At 42.9% G+C, this 18,162-nt stretch carries 22 protein-coding genes and 1 riboswitch; of the genes, 8 read left to right on the forward strand and 14 right to left on the reverse strand.

The features are described 5' to 3' along the window. Positions 1-282: 282 nt before the first annotated feature. Together PH210_RS25605 and PH210_RS25610 are read right to left on the reverse strand one after the other, a co-directional pair. Positions 283-1,482 carry a phosphoglycerate dehydrogenase gene (locus tag PH210_RS25605; RefSeq protein ID WP_289989199.1) on the reverse strand — a complete coding sequence of 400 codons (1,200 nt, stop codon included), beginning with the start codon at positions 1,480-1,482 and terminating at the stop codon, positions 283-285. Between the two features lie 68 nt (positions 1,483-1,550). After that, positions 1,551-1,629, reverse strand: a riboswitch (ZMP/ZTP riboswitch). 60 nt (positions 1,630-1,689) lie between these two features. Further along, on the reverse strand, positions 1,690-2,607 hold the full coding sequence (locus PH210_RS25610; RefSeq protein ID WP_289989200.1) for a DMT family transporter: 918 nt from the start codon (positions 2,605-2,607) through the stop codon (positions 1,690-1,692). Between the two features lie 203 nt (positions 2,608-2,810). Between PH210_RS25610 and tagU the strand changes: the two genes are divergently transcribed. Further along, a complete protein-coding gene (gene tagU, locus PH210_RS25615) occupies positions 2,811-3,752 on the forward strand; it encodes a polyisoprenyl-teichoic acid--peptidoglycan teichoic acid transferase TagU (protein WP_289989201.1) in 942 nt (313 codons plus the stop codon). A 137-nt stretch (positions 3,753-3,889) separates the two neighbouring features. Further along, entirely contained in the window at positions 3,890-4,807 is a 918-nt protein-coding gene (locus tag PH210_RS25620) for a cell wall-binding repeat-containing protein (protein WP_289989202.1), read from the forward strand. A gap of 55 nt (positions 4,808-4,862) precedes the next feature. On the opposite strand, the gene PH210_RS25625 is transcribed toward PH210_RS25620, so the two are convergent. Genes PH210_RS25625 through PH210_RS25635 form a run of 3 tightly spaced genes read right to left on the reverse strand, consistent with a single transcriptional unit; the run spans position 4,863 to position 7,727 of the window. After that, a complete protein-coding gene (locus tag PH210_RS25625) occupies positions 4,863-5,495 on the reverse strand; it encodes a YcnI family copper-binding membrane protein (RefSeq protein ID WP_289989203.1) in 633 nt (210 codons plus the stop codon). Positions 5,496-5,511: 16 nt separating this feature from the next. Beyond that, positions 5,512-7,137, reverse strand: coding sequence for a copper resistance protein CopC (locus PH210_RS25630; RefSeq protein ID WP_289989204.1), 1,626 nt, complete (start codon positions 7,135-7,137; stop codon positions 5,512-5,514). Beyond that, positions 7,134-7,727 (reverse strand): DeoR family transcriptional regulator, encoded by a 594-nt coding sequence (locus PH210_RS25635; RefSeq protein WP_289989205.1) that lies wholly within the window; start codon positions 7,725-7,727, stop codon positions 7,134-7,136. Before PH210_RS25635 ends, PH210_RS25630 begins: the two co-directional genes overlap by 4 nt. 220 nt (positions 7,728-7,947) lie before the next feature. On the opposite strand from PH210_RS25635, the gene PH210_RS25640 reads away from it, so the two are divergent. From PH210_RS25640 to PH210_RS25655, 4 genes are all read left to right on the forward strand, one after another. Further along, complete coding sequence (locus PH210_RS25640) at positions 7,948-8,382, forward strand: hypothetical protein (protein ID WP_289989206.1); 435 nt, start codon at positions 7,948-7,950, stop codon at positions 8,380-8,382. 156 nt (positions 8,383-8,538) lie between these two features. Next, a complete protein-coding gene (locus PH210_RS25645; protein ID WP_289989207.1) occupies positions 8,539-8,757 on the forward strand; it encodes a DUF1659 domain-containing protein in 219 nt (72 codons plus the stop codon). 114 nt (positions 8,758-8,871) lie between these two features. Then, a complete protein-coding gene (locus PH210_RS25650; RefSeq protein ID WP_289989208.1) occupies positions 8,872-9,090 on the forward strand; it encodes a DUF2922 domain-containing protein in 219 nt (72 codons plus the stop codon). Between the two features lie 259 nt (positions 9,091-9,349). Then, entirely contained in the window at positions 9,350-9,487 is a 138-nt protein-coding gene (locus tag PH210_RS25655; RefSeq protein WP_223594024.1) for a YvrJ family protein, read from the forward strand. A 403-nt stretch (positions 9,488-9,890) separates the two neighbouring features. Here the strand turns inward: PH210_RS25655 and PH210_RS25660 are convergent, their stop codons facing one another. The 4 genes from PH210_RS25660 to PH210_RS25675 form a co-directional block, all read right to left on the reverse strand. Further along, entirely contained in the window at positions 9,891-10,031 is a 141-nt protein-coding gene (locus tag PH210_RS25660; protein ID WP_289989209.1) for a hypothetical protein, read from the reverse strand. Positions 10,032-10,255: 224 nt separating this feature from the next. After that, complete coding sequence (locus PH210_RS25665; RefSeq protein ID WP_289989268.1) at positions 10,256-10,681, reverse strand: OsmC family protein; 426 nt, start codon at positions 10,679-10,681, stop codon at positions 10,256-10,258. 178 nt (positions 10,682-10,859) lie between these two features. Next, on the reverse strand, positions 10,860-11,450 hold the full coding sequence (locus tag PH210_RS25670; protein WP_289989210.1) for a YiiX/YebB-like N1pC/P60 family cysteine hydrolase: 591 nt from the start codon (positions 11,448-11,450) through the stop codon (positions 10,860-10,862). A gap of 12 nt (positions 11,451-11,462) precedes the next feature. Further along, positions 11,463-12,041, reverse strand: a complete 579-nt coding sequence (locus tag PH210_RS25675) for a YdcF family protein (protein ID WP_289989211.1) — start codon at positions 12,039-12,041, stop codon at positions 11,463-11,465. A 201-nt stretch (positions 12,042-12,242) separates the two neighbouring features. Between PH210_RS25675 and PH210_RS25680 the strand changes: the two genes are divergently transcribed. Together PH210_RS25680 and PH210_RS25685 are read left to right on the forward strand one after the other, a co-directional pair. After that, positions 12,243-13,307, forward strand: a complete 1,065-nt coding sequence (locus PH210_RS25680; RefSeq protein WP_289989269.1) for a DUF3231 family protein — start codon at positions 12,243-12,245, stop codon at positions 13,305-13,307. A gap of 80 nt (positions 13,308-13,387) precedes the next feature. Continuing rightward, positions 13,388-13,573 (forward strand): hypothetical protein, encoded by a 186-nt coding sequence (locus PH210_RS25685; RefSeq protein ID WP_289989212.1) that lies wholly within the window; start codon positions 13,388-13,390, stop codon positions 13,571-13,573. 175 nt (positions 13,574-13,748) lie between these two features. On the opposite strand, the gene PH210_RS25690 is transcribed toward PH210_RS25685, so the two are convergent. From PH210_RS25690 to murQ, 5 genes are read right to left on the reverse strand one after another with little or no spacing between them, the layout of a single operon-like run. Beyond that, the gene (locus PH210_RS25690; RefSeq protein ID WP_289989213.1) at positions 13,749-14,756 is read right to left on the reverse strand and encodes a MupG family TIM beta-alpha barrel fold protein; all 1,008 of its coding nucleotides are present in this window, start codon (positions 14,754-14,756) and stop codon (positions 13,749-13,751) included. Next, entirely contained in the window at positions 14,753-16,114 is a 1,362-nt protein-coding gene (locus PH210_RS25695; RefSeq protein WP_289989214.1) for a PTS transporter subunit EIIC, read from the reverse strand. Before PH210_RS25695 ends, PH210_RS25690 begins: the two co-directional genes overlap by 4 nt. Next, on the reverse strand, positions 16,098-16,349 hold the full coding sequence (locus PH210_RS25700) for a hypothetical protein (RefSeq protein ID WP_289989215.1): 252 nt from the start codon (positions 16,347-16,349) through the stop codon (positions 16,098-16,100). The genes PH210_RS25695 and PH210_RS25700 overlap by 17 nt, the downstream gene beginning before the upstream one ends. 17 nt (positions 16,350-16,366) lie before the next feature. Beyond that, positions 16,367-17,221 carry a MurR/RpiR family transcriptional regulator gene (locus PH210_RS25705; RefSeq protein ID WP_289989216.1) on the reverse strand — a complete coding sequence of 285 codons (855 nt, stop codon included), beginning with the start codon at positions 17,219-17,221 and terminating at the stop codon, positions 16,367-16,369. A gap of 15 nt (positions 17,222-17,236) precedes the next feature. Further along, a complete protein-coding gene (murQ, locus tag PH210_RS25710) occupies positions 17,237-18,136 on the reverse strand; it encodes an N-acetylmuramic acid 6-phosphate etherase (RefSeq protein WP_289989217.1) in 900 nt (299 codons plus the stop codon). Between the last annotated feature and the right edge of the window lie 26 nt (positions 18,137-18,162).

Below are 18,162 nucleotides of genomic sequence, written 5' to 3' on the forward strand. Positions count from 1 at the left end.
AGAGGCCTCCAAGCGAAGTGGATACGAAGCGCGGAAGAAAAAAATACGCCACAACCTGGCCGAAAAATATCTTTTTTATTGACGGAAGTCCAACAAAGGCATTAAAATACAAAAAAAAGACGACCTTTCGCATTCAATAGGCTTGAATGAAAGGCGTCTTTTTAAAATTTGAGGATATTTAGGACATTTCCTTTTTTATGAAGTCAGTTTTCTCCTCTAGGACCGAAGAAAAATGCCCAGGGCTATTTTCAGTTTACTTTAAATTTAATTACTTTTTCTTACTTATATAACCCGGACGTTAACAATACCCGCAATCTGCTTAATTTTTTCTTCCAAGCTAGGGATGATATCGCCGTTTACTTTGTTATCAATATCGATGATGGTATAGGCATAATCCCCTCGGCTTCTGTTGACCATGTCTGCGATGTTCAATTGGTAGTTTGAGATGGCAGAGGTAATCTGGCCGACCATATTAGGAACATTATGATGGAAAGCTGCAACTCGGCGCTTACCTGTAAACGGCAGGGAAGCGTTTGGAAAGTTGACTGAGTTTTTGATGTTTCCTGTTTCCAAAAAGTCCTTCACCTGACGCGCCGCCATAATCGCACAGTTTTCCTCTGATTCTTGAGTGGATGCACCAAGATGAGGAATAGGAATGACATTTTTCATTTTTAGCACATTTTCATTCGGGAAATCGGTGATATACTTGCCAACCACACCGCTTTCCAGGGCGGCAGCCATATCAGCTTCATTCACAAGCTCGCCGCGTGAGAAATTCAATATATGAACACCAGGCTTCATCAGGCTAAAAGTGGCTTGATTGAACATTTCCTTTGTATCAGCCGTTAACGGAACGTGAACCGTAATATAATCGGACTCCGCAAACAATTGCTCAATCGTCATCGCTCTTTGAACGTTGCGGGACAAGTTCCAAGCCGTATCAACAGAGATGAACGGGTCAAACCCAATCACATCCATATCTAAATCAAGCGCATCATTCGCTACAAGCGCGCCGATCGCCCCTAATCCAATGACCCCAAGCGTTTTTCCCTTAATTTCTTTTCCAACGAATTGCTTCTTTCCTGCTTCGACAAGCTTTGGAATCTGCGCACCCTCACCTTCCAACGTTTTGGTCCAGGCAATTCCTGCAAAAAGGTTACGGGATGAAGCCATCAAAGAGGTTAGCACCATTTCTTTTACCGCGTTCGCATTCGCACCAGGGGTATTAAAAACAACGATTCCTTGGTCCGTACATTGAGTAACCGGAATATTATTGACACCAGCTCCTGCACGGGCAATGGCTTTGACCTTGTCGCCGATTTCCAATGTATGCATGTTAAAGCTTCGAACCAAAATGGCATCTGGATTTTCACAGTCATTATCGATAGCAAATTGACCCTTTTGAAAAACCTTAAGCCCGCTATCGGCAATATTATTAAGCGTTTTAATCGTTTGAACCTTTTCTAAAGTGGTTGTGTTCATCCTTATTCTCCCCTTTTCGCTTGTGGTGGTTTCCTAGAAAACAGAAAGAGGCAAGGGATAATATCCCTTACCTCTGCCCAGGCGAACGGCTGCGACACTATGTGCTCCCTCACGGTGATCCGTGTTTCGCCAGTTACACATAGCCTTTTTCATTTATTCTAATTTACCAAATTGTCTATAAACTTTCAACCCTTAAAATATTTATTCTTAGGTTACATCGAACTTCTGTGGCTCCTTTGAAGCCGCCGACTGATGCTTTGACCCTAGCAAATTAACAACAATGACACCGGCAATCGCAATTGCGCCGCCGTTAATCGAAATCAGTGTTGGCCATTCATTCAGCCAAATTCCTGCCACGAGTATAGCAACTACCGGTTCAATATATAACATGCTCGTAACGGCGCCGGCCTTTCCTGCCCCAAGCGCAATTGCCCATGTGACATATCCGATTGCCGTCGGAAAAATCCCAATGTAAAGCGCAGATAGATTGGCCTCCATTGTCGCATGTTTGATATCGTCAAACAGCCCGGGAAAGAATATGAAAAATGGAAGTGTTCCGGCCCATGTGAAATAGGCAGTTAATTCCATTGATGTATAGCGTTTCAAAAGTGGTTTTTGATAAGCAAACAACACAGAAGTTGCCACAGCAGCCATAAGCACTAAATAGGAACCTTTTGATATTTGAAAAGACGGACCTGATGTTGCCATTGTTATCAATCCGATCCCGATAAAGCCTAAAGCTAATCCAATCCAGCCAAACAACCCCATGCGTTCTTTTAAAATAAATACCGAAATAAGAGCGGTAAAAATGGGTGCAGAAGATACTAACATACCTGCCGTCGCTGCTGAAACGGTTTGTTCACCGAACGTAACCCCAATATGATAAATGCTGATGCCGACCCAGCCAAGAACTAATATTCGGAGCAGATCCTCTTTTTTTGGCAGCCTGAATTTTGTCCCCGGCCATAAGGCATAAATAGCAAAAAGGGCCGATGCAATGAGATAGCGGCTGAGAATCAAGTGTCCGGAGGAATAGCCCCCTTGCAATCCTACCCGAATCGCTGCAAAGGTCGAGCCCCATATGGTGACAGTGATGGATGCCATGATAAAAGCTTTGGTGTTCAATTCTTCTCACCTCAATCCAATATATACAACCTCAAGATTATCATGGGAAAAGAATAGTTACAATAGTTTGAATTGTTGTGATTATTCCACAAGTCCTTTTGCTATTTACCATTTCCATATTTTATACATATCACTCGTGTCATAATTTTGCTAAACTAAATAGCAATTGCAATAAACTTTGTAAGTTTTTAGGAGGTTTTTTTATGAGATCTCAAAAAAGGAAAAGTAAAAAATGGATGAAAGTGACCAGTGCCATTCTTGCCATTATGTTACTAGGTGGAGCAGCATACGGATACACTGTATATAAATCTTTAAATAACGCGGTTGAAACAATGCATCAGCCGATTGAACGAACACAATCTGAAAAACGGGACAAGCCTGTCGAAGTAAAGGCCAAAGATCCATTTTCAGTCTTAATGCTTGGTGTGGACGAGCGCAAAGGAGACAAAGGCCGCTCCGATACGATGATTGTGTTAACCGTCAACCCTAACAACAATTCCGTGAAAATGCTTAGCATTCCGCGTGATACCCGAACCGAGATTGTCGGAAAAGGGAAAGAAGACAAGATTAACCACGCCTACGCTTTTGGAGGAGTTCCAATGGCGATGGATACCGTTGAAAACTTTCTTGATATACCAATTGACTTTTACATTCAAGTCAATATGGAGGGCTTTACGGAAATGGTCGATGCAGTTGGCGGCGTTACGGTCCAAAATGACCTTGATTTTACCCAAGATGGCACTCATTTTGCCAAAGGCCAATTAAACCTAAACGGCAAAGAAGCCTTAAGCTTTACAAGAATGCGACATGAAGACCCTAGAGGCGACTTTGGCCGTCAATCAAGACAACGACAGATCATTGAAGGAATTGTCAAGGAAGGCGCGAGTCTTTCAAGCTTAACCAAGTTTTCCGATATTTTTACCGTCCTTGGTAATAACGTTAAAACGAACCTGACATTTGATCAAATGGTTGCCATCCAACAAGGCTATAGGCACGTTGGATCTTCGATTCAGCAAATGGAATTAAAAGAACAAGGAAAAATGATCAATCACATCTATTATGGATTGGTTTCAACTGAAGAAAAGCAGCGCGTTCGTAACGAATTGAGGACACAATTAGAATTGGCAGGGAATAGCGAAAGCTGATTGGAGACGATCCAATCAGCTTTTCTTTTTGCCAAAGATTAAAATTAGATTAAAAATTGGGTGAAAATATCAATTTACTAGATTGATATTTTAATAGTAGAATACTCTCTAGAATCAGATAATTAGGAGGCACAACATTGAAAAAAACATTAAAAGCTGTAACTTTAGTTGCAGGTCTTACACTCCTTTCTTCACCAGTATCATCTTTCGCAGCAACTTACGGAACCACTGCTGTCCAGTACCATAATCAGTGGGTAAAGAAAGGTTCTTTCTGGACATACTACAATGCAAATGGGGCTTTGCAAAAAGGCTGGCTTTCGCTGAACAACAAGTGGTATTTCTTTGATGCAAATGGCTACATGAAGACGGGCTGGGTTTCAGTCAGCGGCAAATGGTATTATTTTGATGCAAACGGAGTTATGAAAACAGGCTGGGTTAAAGTTTCCACTCAATGGTATTTCTTTGATGCATCAGGTGTAATGAAGACGGGCTGGGTAAAGTCTGGTTCTGACTGGTATTATATGAATGCAAACGGAACAATGAAAACAGGCTGGCTGCAAACAGGCGGCAAGTGGTACTACCTAAATCCTACTTCCGGTAAAATGGCGCTTGGCTGGAATAACATTAACGGAAAAACCTATTACTTCTACAACACTGGAATTATGGCCGTCAATACAACAATCGAAGGCAAACAAATTGGTGCTGACGGTGCAGCAGTTGATCCAACTTTAAATAAAATTAAAGAAGTTGCTGCGGGTTACGGCGTAACAGTTGAGTATGACGCAGAAAATGATGTTTATGATTTATTCCAAGGTGATGAATACATCGCGAGTGTTGTGGCGGATGGAATAGTATTTGCAGATGCTGCTCACGAAGAGCTATTTAAAAAACTTGCTCTTGCTCTTGGAGCACCGGTAACAGAGACTGAGCTAAATGATTTAATCGCACAAGCTCAAGCTAGTGAAACACTTGATGTTGACACTGGCTCTGTCTACGTTGCTGCAGATGAAACTGGATTTGAAATCGTATGGGGAACGGCTTATTCAGGTGAGTAAGTTCCCTATAAAAAATGACCTATTCAGCTTTTTGAATAGGTCATTTTTTAATCATTTATTTTTTACGAGCCGCTACCACAAGCGCACCCAAAGATAACACCACTGCACCAATAGATAAAATCAATGGAAGTGAATTAGAATCTGAATCTTCCTTATCATCTGCTGCTTTAACCTCTTCTTTTTTAGGTTCTTCTGTTTTCGCTTCATGATGATCGGCCTCAGCCGCACCCGCCACGATATCCGTAATCGAATGAGGGGAATCTGATCCTTCGTCACCTGTCCATTCTACAACACTGCCATCTTTATAATATTGAAAAGCATCCCAAGCGGCCTTGCCTGCCGTATCAGGGTTTTTCCCCACAAAAGTAAACGACTGGAATTGTCCTGGTAAAATGCCCTCGCCTGTTGCTTCAAACGTAAACGTTTTGACTAGGCCCTTTTCATCTTTTTCATCCGAATACTTCCAGCCAGGAACCGGCTGGTATGACTTAATTTCAATTCCAGCTGGTGCCTTAATGGTTACCTTTGTTGTTGCTACTTCTTTTTCAACCGGAACCTTCACCGTATACGTTTCCCAGGCACCTGTTGTGGATGTTTTCGGAATAACGGTCACGTGCGCACTTGCGACACTCGCAAATAAGAATAACCCCAAAACTGTTGGTAAAAATGCTTTTAAAATATGTTTCATCCTCATATCTCCTCTTCTATTGGCTCCCTACAAGAACCTTGAAATCAGTATCCATTGTTTCTAAATCCTTGGTTAGGACGTGAACACGAACGTTCCAACGGCCCGACATATTGAAATTCAACCCTTTTGAGCCGTATTTGCCATCCTTGAGCTTCGATAACCGGACCGTGTCGTCCCCCATCTCCATCTCAAGCGAAGTAAACGTCAGCGTGACCTGCTCAACCGCCTTAATCGGGCGTCCGTTTCGGTCTTTCAAGGATACCTCGAAGGTATTTTTTCCAATGACATTCGGTGTCGCCGCAAACGTGATGCTGCTTCCTTTAACTTTATTCGTCTCCTTCACAGGCCCGGGCGACGCCATCGCGGTCGGCAAATTAGTCAGGATCACAGACAGTATCAGAACGATGATTCCGGCTGACATTTCCCCCCATAACGATCGTGCAATTCCTTTTTCTTTATTACGCTTTCCTTTTAAAAAATTAACCCCCGCAAACAGCATCATGATGACTAGGAGCAGCACTTTCCCTAACAAGGCCCTTCCGTAATCCGTAACGAAAAGCGACCGCCAATTTGGAATGTACAACAAGCTGCCGTAAACACCGGTTGCGGATAAAATGATCACTATAGCTATGCCCCATTTGGAAAACCGGCGGATCGTTTCAAAATAGGCTTGTTTTTTTCGCAATGGAAGCAAGGCAATCAGCGCTATTAAGCTGCCAATCCAAATCGATGCCGCAAGGAGATGAACAAAGTCCATGATCAACGGAAGCAAACCGCTTTTGGATGAGGCTGCGTGGCTGGTAAAGGTCTTCGTCCTTAACATCCCGATGCCAAACGCCAGCGAAATCCAAACCCATATTTGTTTTTGAAATGGTTTATAACATACTAAAAAGGTTGACGGCCAGAGAATCAGCAGCATCACAATAGCTGTGATCCATGTCTTCCCAAACACACTCTTCGTCAACAAATCCCCTAATACTTTAACGTGGAAAACCTTTCCCCACGATAAACCCGATTCAATCGTTGCCTGGAGCGGCAAGCTCATAATAATGCTGAAGCATAGGACTATGAACGAATAGACGATTACTTTTGTAAAACGATTTCGAACCCATGTGTCCTGACTCAATTCCTTTGGAAGGACGAATAGGTAAAAGAACAGAATCCCGACAAATCCGGCGCTGCTCATATATTGCAGCCAGCGAATTAGGATTAAATCCAGTTTGGGCTTATACCCTTTTGACCCCTGGGTGGTGGCAGAACCCTTGGAATCATGACCGATTTGGAAAGGAATTACCCCTTCAACCGGATGGCCATCACCGGATACCACTCTCCATTGGATGCTGTAGGTATCGTTTGGCAGGTTGCTAATTAAGTCCGCCTCGATGATGGAAGGATCATTCGAATTGATTCTTTCATTCTTCTGGTCCACCCGCTTTCCATTCGAATCGAATACCTCAATCGAATGATAATCAGGCTGAATTGGTTCATCAAACTGAATCGTTACTTTTTGCAGCGGTTCATCGAAAACCTCATTTTCGGTCGGCGTCGATTTTTTAATATAGGCATGGGCGGAAGGAAAGGTCGGAAATAGAAAAATAAATAGGACTGGAATAAAGAGAAGAAAATTCCTGCTTACTCTCATTCGACCATTCCCTCTCTATTGTTGCAGCAGCAGCCCTTCTTGCCGTTCATTCTCGCTTGGGTTTCTTCAATCGCTTCCTCAAACGAAAGAATCATTCCGCCAAAGCCCTTTTGAAATTGCTCGGCCTGTTTGAGCGAAGCAAAGGTTAATGCTTGCGGCTGGCAGCAATTCAAATTAAAATCCGCATCCATTAAAAAGTACGCCATTTTTGCGCTGATGGTCGTATTTTGGAGGAAATCCCGGCATATAATTTGCGAGACCTCTTTTTCAATATCTTTAAATCTTAATAACCCGCAATGTGGACAGCATAGCTGCTCAACCTTTAAATCATGGGTAATGATTTGAAACGGGTGACGGTTATTTCCTTCTTTGAGGCAATATGTACATGCAGTCGAGGAAACATCCACGGCCGGCACAAAACTGATTCCACCGGTAGTTTTGATGATTTTTTTCTCATCTATAAGCGGCTTAATGTCTCGATAAATGGTCATTTCAGAGACCTGGAGACGCTTACTGATTTCTGTAATCGAAAGTGTGCCTTCTTTTTTCAGCCATTCTAACAATTGTTGTCTCCGTTCTATTGGCAGCATTCTCGCACCCCCTCTTGTTAGGTTAAATTACTTTTTCTCTATAAACAACATTTAATTGTGAATAAAATGTGAAAAAACAACAACTTTTTCACACTTTTTAACATGATATTAACAATATGCACCGTCTGGCAGGACTATGACTAAAGTTGGATAGGTAACATAATTCTCAAAAAAGTATCATATATTGCTTTTAAAAAAGGGGGAGAAGGCAATGGTACTTTTGTTAAGCATACTGTTAGTTTTTCTCCTAACGAGTTATGTTACCTACCTAACGTATCAAAAGAGGAAAAGGATCAGCACGATGACGGGCATGATGATTAGCATGTCGAGCTCCATGATAGCAAGCGTCACCCTTGGAACGATTTTAGGCATTAGTCTCCAGGACAATGATTTAACCCTTCCCACCATTATCGCGGTATCTATCGGAATACTGGTCGGACATCTAACTGGAAAACCCGTCTCCCTTACCGCCTCATTAAACGGCGTACTTTCTGGCATCATGGGCGGAATGATGGGGGCGATGCTGGGCGTGATGTTAAATCCCAACACCGCCGTGGCAATGATTTACTTTATCATTGTTGTCTTTGTTTTTGTTAACATCTTGCTCATTTTATTAATCCACGAACAAACACAACTCTATGGCAGGAAACCATAAAGTTGTGTTTGTTATTCAAATTAATTGGGCTCACCCATTTTCTTCAAAGAGCGGCTTGCATAGCCGCTCTTTTTCTATTTAAAAAAAGAATTCCTCTCCACCCTATCCTTTCCGCCTCTAAATTCCTATATAAAAGGTGAAAGGAGGTGAGAGACAATGGCACAAACGTTATTAGAAGGAACAAAGCTGCGTATCGTTTTCGAAGCCGGCATGGACGAAAAGGGCAAACAGCTTTACAAAGCCAAAACATTTAGCAATATCAACAACCAAGCAACGGCTGACCAATTATTCCAAGCAGCCCAAGCCATCACCGCACTAACCAGCGACGTTCTAAACAAAGTAGAGCGAAACGACAGCTCCGAAATCCTAGCATAGGATTAGTTGTCCATGGTGTTGTCAATTTGGTGTCAGGCACCATTCGTGGACATTTGTCCACTCTACGTGGACACCATTAATAAGCAGTAACTTTATTGATAGGAGGTGAAGAAAATGGCTAAAACGTTGGAATTGCAGTTTGGTACGGAGTTTGGCAAGACTGCTCGTTTATCGATCGATAATCCAAAGGAACCGGTTGATGAGGCGGTTGTTAAACTTTCGATGGCACAGATTATTGCATCCGGGGTTTTCGCTTCTGCCAGCGGCAAGTTAGTGGAAGCAAAAGGAGCAAGAGTCGTCGACCGTAATGTAACTGAATATGAACTTATATAAAGAAAAGCGGAAGCGCCTTGACCAGGGAAAAAAGCAGTTCATTTTTTCCTAGGGGCGACAAGCATAAGACAAGCCGGCGGAAAGGTTGTTCTTTAACCTTTTCGACGGATTGGCTTATGACCTCGAGCCCCTAGGCGCTGTAGCTGGACAATTCTCAAAGTAGAAATATATTTTTTCATATTAAGAAGAGGCCGGATTCTCGTCAACGATGAAGCCGGCCTCTTTTTACAAACTCTTTATTATGAAAGGAGCGAATACCATGGATCAGATTATCCCGATCATTAACGAGGTGGGATTCCCCATCGCTGTGACCCTCTTCTTGCTTTATCGCGTTGAGTCAAAGCTTGATATGGTCGTCCAGTCGATTCAGGATCTTCCCGACAAAATGAAAGTGTAATTTTGCATCAGTGGTTCGTCGAGTAAAAAACTACGTGACGCAATTCAATCGTAATCTGAAATACGGTCACGTAGAAGCGGTCTACGTTACCCATTTCCATCGTAATCTGAAAATACGGTCACGTAGAAGCGGTCTACGTTACCCATTTCCATCGTAATCTGAAAATACGGTCACGTAGAAGCAGTCTATGTTACCCAATTCCGTCGTGATTTGAAAATACGGTCACGTAGAAGCGGTCTACGTTACCCAATTCGATCGTATTCTGAAATACAGCCACGTAGAGTCGGTCTACGTTACCCATTTCCGTCGTGATTTGAAAATACAGTCACGTAAAACAATTTATACAAATAATTTCATTTATAATAAATGAAAATACCCCCCATTTAAAATGGGGGTTTTGATTTTACTCAGGATGATCCATTGGTTTTCGTCGCGGCTGGGATTGAGCCAGTTTCTCCTTGATCCTTGGATCAATCTCATCCGTCCGCGTCTCCCAAATACTATATTTAATTGAATTTGGCGGATTTGTGCTTTCATTTGTCATCCATGCCCACCTCCATTAAATATAGTTTCTACAATAAATAATTTAGATTATAAGTGGAAAATTATATAAAAACATATTATTAGGAGCTGAGCAGATGGATCTATCCATCATTTGGAAATCATTAATTTTAATTGCAGCAGGGACTTTCCTGCTAAGAATATCCGGCAGAAAATCGATTGCCCCAAAAGACCCTTCTCATTGGGGAAGGGCTTTTTCCATGCGATCTAAATTTGATTTTCCCCTTTAACCCCATTAATAGAATAGCTCACGGTTATTTCGGCATTTAGGGAATGAGAAACGGAACAATATTTATCCTTCGACAATTGAATCGCCCGTACAACCTTATCCTCAGGCAGTTGCCCTTCTAGCGCATAATGAATGTTAATCCCTGTAAATCGCTTTGGGTGTTCTTCGGCACGTTCGCCTTTAACCTCCATTTGAAAAGACGAAGGCTCAAGCCGCATCTTATGCAGGATGGAAATAATGTCGATTCCGGTGCAGCCCGCAACTGCCTGCAGCAGCAGCTCCGTCGGCCTGGCGCCGGAATTCTCCCCCCCCACCTCGGGAGCCGCATCCATGGTAATTTCATGTCCGGAGGGCGTCACACCCGAAAAGGCCATTTTCTCTTTCCATTTAATTGTTAACTCCATATTCATACCCCTTTCTCCTGATATTCTTACCAATCGGTCGATTCCATATTTGTTCTTTGTCTATTTTTCAAGGTGCTTTGTCTATTTTTTTGGGGGTTTTGTCTATTTTTGATTGCACTTTGTCTATTTTTAAGGTTAGATTGTCCATTTAGACAAAAATTGGAAATCCTTCTACCAATCACGGCTGAATTTCAAACAACGGCCTAACTTTCGCATCCGCGGCAATATGCTCTGGAAAAATAAATCCCATCGGATCGCGCCCAAATACAATATCCATTTGCTTGAAGCATACATCCACAAATTCCGAACAAATAAACGCCTTATCATCCTTGTGCTTACCAATCCCTAAACCGACGCGGGCCACAATCCTGGCGATTTCGTCTTTATCATAATTATAATTCAGCAGGTCCACTGCATTTCCGAGCATTTTATTGATTTTTCCTAAATCAAAATGAGGATTTCCCACCTCTTCATGCCGGGCCAAGTACAATTCCCCCTTATACTTTTGGTTACTATTTTCATAGTTATAAAGGTAATGAGACAACGGAACGGCCCTGACCCCGTCATTCTCAACACTTTCTAAAACCACTACACGATCATTCCAATAGCATAACAAGGCCACATGGCTAAACATCGAATCCGAAACCTTCTTGATCAATTCACTAACAATATGGCGGCCGCTGCAAAATAACAGGTCCCCTGTCCTGATCTCTTGTCGTGCCAATTGATACGGCAGCTGCTTAACACCAATGAATTTACTTGTCCCCATTAGATATCCCCCTCAATAGTTCTTCCCTAAGGCATATCCCGCCATTTTTATATATTCATTAACGGTAATCATGATGCTTTTGTTATTACTCCACCACTTCGTCTTGTTAAAATAACGATCCTTCGCCCCGGCGTAATAAAGCTTGACTCCACTATGTTCAAAATCGCGTTCAAAAATCATTTTGACTCTTTTCATATGATAATTGGACGAAACCACAATAGCAGAATCGATTGGATAAGACTTAATAACCTTCCGGGTGAAATCAGCGTTTTCATAGGTGCTATCCGCACGGTCCTCCAAAATAATCGCACTTTCCGGAACCCCAAGCTTTAATGCATGCTCTTTCATCAGCTCGGCAGCCGTCACATCGTTATAGATGATGCCGCCAGAAATGACAAAATATTTGCCGTATCCCTGATGATATAACTCAGCGGCTTTTTCCACGCGTTCGCCGCGGTCCCCGCTTAAGACAATAATCGCATCTGCTTTTTGAACGGCCTCCTCGACGACCAGGAACTTCCCGGCATTCACCAGCAACAGGAGCAATACCACTGCCAACGCTATTAAAATGACAAATTTCTTTTTATTCATGAATTCCCTTTTCCTTACCTAATCTATTATTTTTAGTATATTAAAGGCAAGGGCCAGATTCAATTAAATCTGGCTCTTTAATAATTTGTATAATGGTAGATATTTCAAATTGTGCAAAATTCATTTTCCCCAACAAACGAATAAATTTTTCCAAAAGGAGCAATATAACTAAAAAATGGTAAGGTGAATGTTTTGGCAAAAATGATTAAACCAATAAAGATTGGTTCCAAAAAGACTAATCCCATCGAAAATCTTTTAGTTTCAGAAAAATTTTCCGTTTCCGAAAAACTAACTTCAGCCGAAATAGCGAAGCTTTGGGCGACCTATATGGGAAATAGCATGTCTACCTGTATATTAAGATACTACCTGAAGCACGTAGACGATGAAGATATAAAAAAACTGCTGAATCATGCTCTATCATTAGCAACGGAATTTTTGAGTACAATCACAGGAATTTTTAAAAAAGAAAACTTTCCAATCCCAGCTGGTTTTTCAGATGAGGATGTTAATCTTAGTGCTCCCAGGTTATTTGAAGATCAATTCTACGTCCATTATTTAAAATATGCCGCCAAAGCGGGGCTCAGCATTTATAGCGTGGCCATCCCTCTAATGTATCGAGCAGATGTAAAGGAATTTTTTATTCACTGCATGAATTCCACCATTGAATTGGTGGAACACATAAATGATGTATTAATGAAAAAAGGGTTTATTATGAAACCGCCTGCCATTCCGATACCGGAAAAAGTAACATTCGTCCATCAAGATTTTCTAAATGGGTATTTTGGTCAAGTACGGCCTTTACACGCCATGGAAATCACCCATCTATATGACAATATTGAAAATAACGTGGCAAGCAAAGCCCTGATCTTAGGTTTTAGTCAAGTAGTAAAATCGGAAAGGGTCCGAGATTTATTTTTAAAAGGCAGAGATATTACCCATAAAGATTTAGAGCGGTATATGCATAAGCTGAATGAAGAAAACTTACCTGCGCCGTCTTTTCTTGATCATTTAGTCACAACATCTACCCATGCTCCCTTTTCGGATAAATTAATGTTGTTTCATAAAGTAGATATGTTCTCGATGAAGATTCGGGCATTTGGAAATTCCACAGCTGTAAATGGAAGACATGATATCGGGTTCCTGTACACAAGAGGGTTAATGAATATCTCCCTTTTTGTAGAAGAAGGGGCAAAAATCATGATAAATAACGGCTGGATGGAACAGCCGCCCGAAGCAGTCAATCGAGACAACTTAGCATCAAAATAAAATGGGCTTCCCGTTTAATCTATGAAAAATTTGTCCATCCTTAAAGTAAGAAATAGATTAAAAACTTGGGAGGCTTCAAGATGGGGAGAGAATTAATCAATATTTTTAACGAACTTAAATTAGTTAAAAACAAGGAACTGGATGAATGCAATGAGGAGCTTAGCAACGAAGATTATAGCTCCATCGTCAAAAAAGCATTGCTTGCCTACAAACATGAACTTCTAGAGAATCTGGAAATGTATGATCACTATCTTGATTTAAAATAAGAATTATCAAAAGACTCCTGCAAAATGGAGTCTTTTGCTTTTACTCTTATTTATCCTTCGAATGAATGAATTTTGAGGAGTATCTTTTACTCGCGAAAAAATTTGAAATACTCGCGAAATTTCCCATTTTACTCGCCAACTCAACAAAAAAAACCAAAGGAATATATCCCTTGGTTCAAACTTGAATTAATTTCACCATTTGCCCGGGCTGCAGCAAGGAAAGCAGTGGCAAATCAGCCTCGATAACCCTGCCGACTACATTCACCCGCTCATCCGCCGGCAGATCATGAAGTGCAATTTGCACCTCGCCTCGATACCGGCCATAACGGTCATTGTCCATCGCAATCGTTCCCCTTGGCCGCACAACCGTATTCTCAGGGACTATTGCCTCCGAACTCCTCGTATCCATGAATCTTAACACATCGCGGGAAAAATCAGGACGGAGCCGGAACTCACCTTCCTGGAAGCCTTCAACATGAATCGGAATCAGACCATTACGGTCAAAATCCAATAACTGTCCAAGAAGCTTCTCACTTACCCCGGGATCGCCGATATAAACGTCCTCTACACCAGCTTGGAACAACTCCAGCGCCGCCACAAAAGAGTCAACAGCACGATGCGCTTCCAATGTCGGCAGTCCTTCAAACAGCGGACCACGTTTCTCTCCGTCCCCAGGAATATACGCACTAACCGGAATGCCATACCGTCCAAAAAGATCATTTTGCGCTTGAAAAAAGGATTCCGATAATCCCGTTTCGCGCCTTGGATAGAAATTATGCCAGGCCAGCAGCTGACTTGCCTCAAGACCGCCGTCCAATAGTGCGCGCAGCTCTTCTTCAAACATAATGCTGGCATTAAGTGCGAGCTTAAAATCCTTCGCTAACTCCAAAATCGTTTCATTATCAAAAAAATCATCCAACCGTAAACCGCCAACCCCTAAGGATTTTAACGAAGACAGACTTTCCAATCCCAAATGCGCAGGCGTTCTTGCTGACACATCCGCATAAACCTGGATTCCAGCATCCTTTGCCGTTTGCAGCAATCTTTTCGCACGACCGGCTAAATCCCCGGACTCTTCAGGAATGTGAAGCGAGGTAAACGCCCGCTTCACACCCATTTTTCCTGCAAAGATAATCCGCTCTTCCGCCAAAGGATCATTTAAGTAGAAGGAAATGCCGATCAATCAAATTCACCAGCCATCTCATCCTTGAAACCGAATAAATAAGTGAATAGGAAACCAGCGGCATAAGCAATGACGACCCCTACTAAATATAGCAGCACCTGACCAGTTACAACTAGGAAGGCAAGCGGTAAACCAGATACCCCTACTGCGATCGTCGCTACATGGAAGGCTGCCTGGAAGGCACCGCCGACACCGGCTCCTAAACACGCAGTTAAGAATGGACGTCCTAGTGGCAGCGTCACACCGAAGATTAACGGCTCCCCGATACCAAGAATACCGGCAGGAAGTCCTCCGCCAATCGCTCTTTTTAAGCGAGTTTTCTTTGTTTTAAAATAAATCGCAAACGCCGCACCGACTTGGCCTGCACCGCCCATTGCCAGGATTGGAAGAAGCGGGTCATTGCCTAATGAATTGATCAATTCAAGATGGATTGGGGTTAAGCCCTGATGCAAGCCCGTTACAACGAGCGGCAGGAAGGTTGCCCCTAGGACGAAGCCTGCAACGATACCACCCATATCTAGTAAAGACGTTAATCCTTTTGTAATCGCGTCTGAAATAAAACCACCAAGCGGCATAAAAACAAGATAAGTTACAATACCAGTAATCAATAAAGCAACCGTTGGTGTAATAAACAGATCAAGTGACTGTGGAACAAATTTGCGAACTCGTTTTTCAACAAGGGCAATGAAAATAGCGGCAAATAGGACACCGATCAAGCCCCCGCGTCCAGGAAGCAGCGCTGTATCAAACAATTTGATGCCTGCAACAGCCGGGTTAATAATCAAGATACCGGCAATCGCTCCAAGTGCTGGTGAACCGCCGAATTCTTTCGCTGCATTGATCCCCACTAAAATCCCAAGGTAACCAAACAAACCGCCGCCAATGACAGACAAAATTGTTGCCAGCTGTGAATCTCCTGCAAGCCATCCCGCCTGAACGATTGCTTTCGTGATCCCTGTGATCAAACCAGATGCGACAAGAGCAGGGATTAGCGGAATGAAAATACTAGAGATTTTTCGTAAAAACAGTTTAAATGGAGTAGCATTTTTTTGATTAATTTCCGCCTTCTTGCTCGCGGCCTTTTCTTTCAAGTCAATTCCGCCGGCTTCATCTATTAATCTTCCAAACTCTTCAGTCACTTTATTTACTTTTCCAGGGCCAAGGATAATTTGCAGAGTTTCCTCTTCGACTACTCCAATGACTCCTTCTATTTTCTTAATGGCCGCTTTATCGATAATCGAATCATCCTTCGGTGTGACACGAAGTCTTGTCATACAATGTGTGTAATTGCCGATATTCGCAGGGCCGCCTAATTGTTCGAGAATCTTTTCTGCTAAAATTTTATTTTCTCCAGCCATGTTCTTTCCCCTCTCTCTGTTGTTTTATCTTTTTGCTTTGTTGAACTTGGTTGTTGATTTGCGCTCCAGGCGCTTTGCTTTCCGCGGGCGTGCCGGGGAGCCTCCTCGGCGCTTTGGCGCCTCCGGGGTCTCCCCTGCCCCGTACTCCCGCTGGAGTCTTCGCGCCTTCCGCTCCAATCAACAAAGTTTCGAAATCAACATACCCTTTAAAAAAAGTCAACGGAATGGTCGTCACATCACCCCCCGAAAGGATTATTTGCCTTCCTTAATAAACCGGATGGCTTCTCTTGTTTTATCAATCGAGTGAATCGTGTCCTCATATTGAACTGTGGCCATCGATAAAAACAAAATATCCATGATATATAACTGGGCAAGCCGTGATGACGTGGCGGCACTTCGAAAAGGCGCCTCGCTCGAATAAGAGGTAAACAACTTAATGTCCGCCATGGATGAAACCGATGATTGTCCGTATTTCGTTAAACTGATCGTTTTCACGCCGCGCTCTTTCGCCAGTGCCATAATTTTCATCACTTCAGAGGTTTCGCCTGAATGAGAGATCCCAAACACGACATCCTCCTGACTGGCATTTGCGATTAACGTAGCGACAAGATGGGTATCCGTGAAAGCGGTCGCATTTTTATGAATCCGAAGGAGCTTTTGCTGAGCGTCCTTCGCGATAATGCCGGATGCGCCAATGCCAAAGAAATGAACATTTTGCGCAGCCGACAAGGTGTGAACAGCACGTTCCAATTCTTCAAAATTGATCATCTCTTCAGAATCGCGGATGCTTTGGATACTGTTGGAGGTCGTCTTCTGAACAATCGAGAAAAACGATTCCCCCGGCTCGATATCACGATAGCCTTGTTCGACCGGCTTCACTAAATCCCCAGCGATCCTCACTTTTAAATCTTGAAAACCATTTAATCCTAGTGACTTACACAATCTGATAACCGCGGCACCGCTTGTATGGGCCTGCACGCCAATGTCCTGCACGGTGCTGTTTAAAACCGTTTGCGGATTCTCAAGAATAAACTCTGCAATTTTTCGCTCTGAAGCGGGAAGCTGTTCCATCATATTTTGAATCATTTTTAAACCGCCTGCTGCCACACCAAGGACCACCTTTTACATTTGGATTGCTTTTTTTACATAACCGTTTGCTTTTATTAATAATTGTTCTGCTTCTTGTTTCGTTGTATTCGTCTTAATCATGACAATCGCCGTTTTCACCTGCAGATCGGCTTGTTCCAATGTTTCCGAAGCCGTTTCATAGGAAACTCCGGTAATTTTGCGGATGATGCCAATTGCGCGTTCCTTTAGCTTTTGGTTGCTCACATGAACATCCACCATCAAATTCTCATAAGCTTTTCCTAAAAGAATCATCGAGGAAGTGGAAATCATATTCAATATCATTTTGTGGGCTGTGCCCGATTTCAAACGCGTCGAACCGGTTAGTACTTCTGGACCGACAATCACTTCAATGGCTTGATCAGCTTCTTTACTGATCGCCGCATTTTGATTGCAGGAAAGTGCGACGGTTTTTGCGCCGAGGCTTCGTGCATAGCACAGCGCTCCGATCACATAAGGCGTCCGGCCGCTGGCTGCGATGCCGATGACGGTATCGTCCTTTGTCAGCCCCAACTCTTTCAGGTCACGCTCGCCAAGCTCTGGCTGATCCTCTGCCCCTTCTACTGCTTTTAGAAACGCGCCTTCTCCCCCTGCGATCAATCCCCGCACCATTTCAGGATCTGTGCTGAAGGTCGGCGGACATTCGACGGCATCCAGTACTCCTAAACGGCCGCTCGTGCCTGCGCCCATATAGATGAGACGGCCGCCTTTTTTAAAGGAAGCCACTACAAATTGAACAGCTGCCTCCACTTCTGGCAGCACTTCCTTGACCGCTAAAGCGACCAATTGATCCTGCTCATTCATGATTCGTAATATATCAAAAGGATTGGCTGTATCGATTTGCATCGATTGTTCATTTCGCGATTCTGTCGTTAATAATTCGAGATTTTCGTTCATTGCTGCGTCTCCTCCTGTTAGTTTGT

The organism is Paenibacillus sp. BSR1-1, assembly GCF_030403775.1.
Classification (GTDB): Bacteria; Bacillota; Bacilli; order Bacillales; family Cytobacillaceae; genus Neobacillus.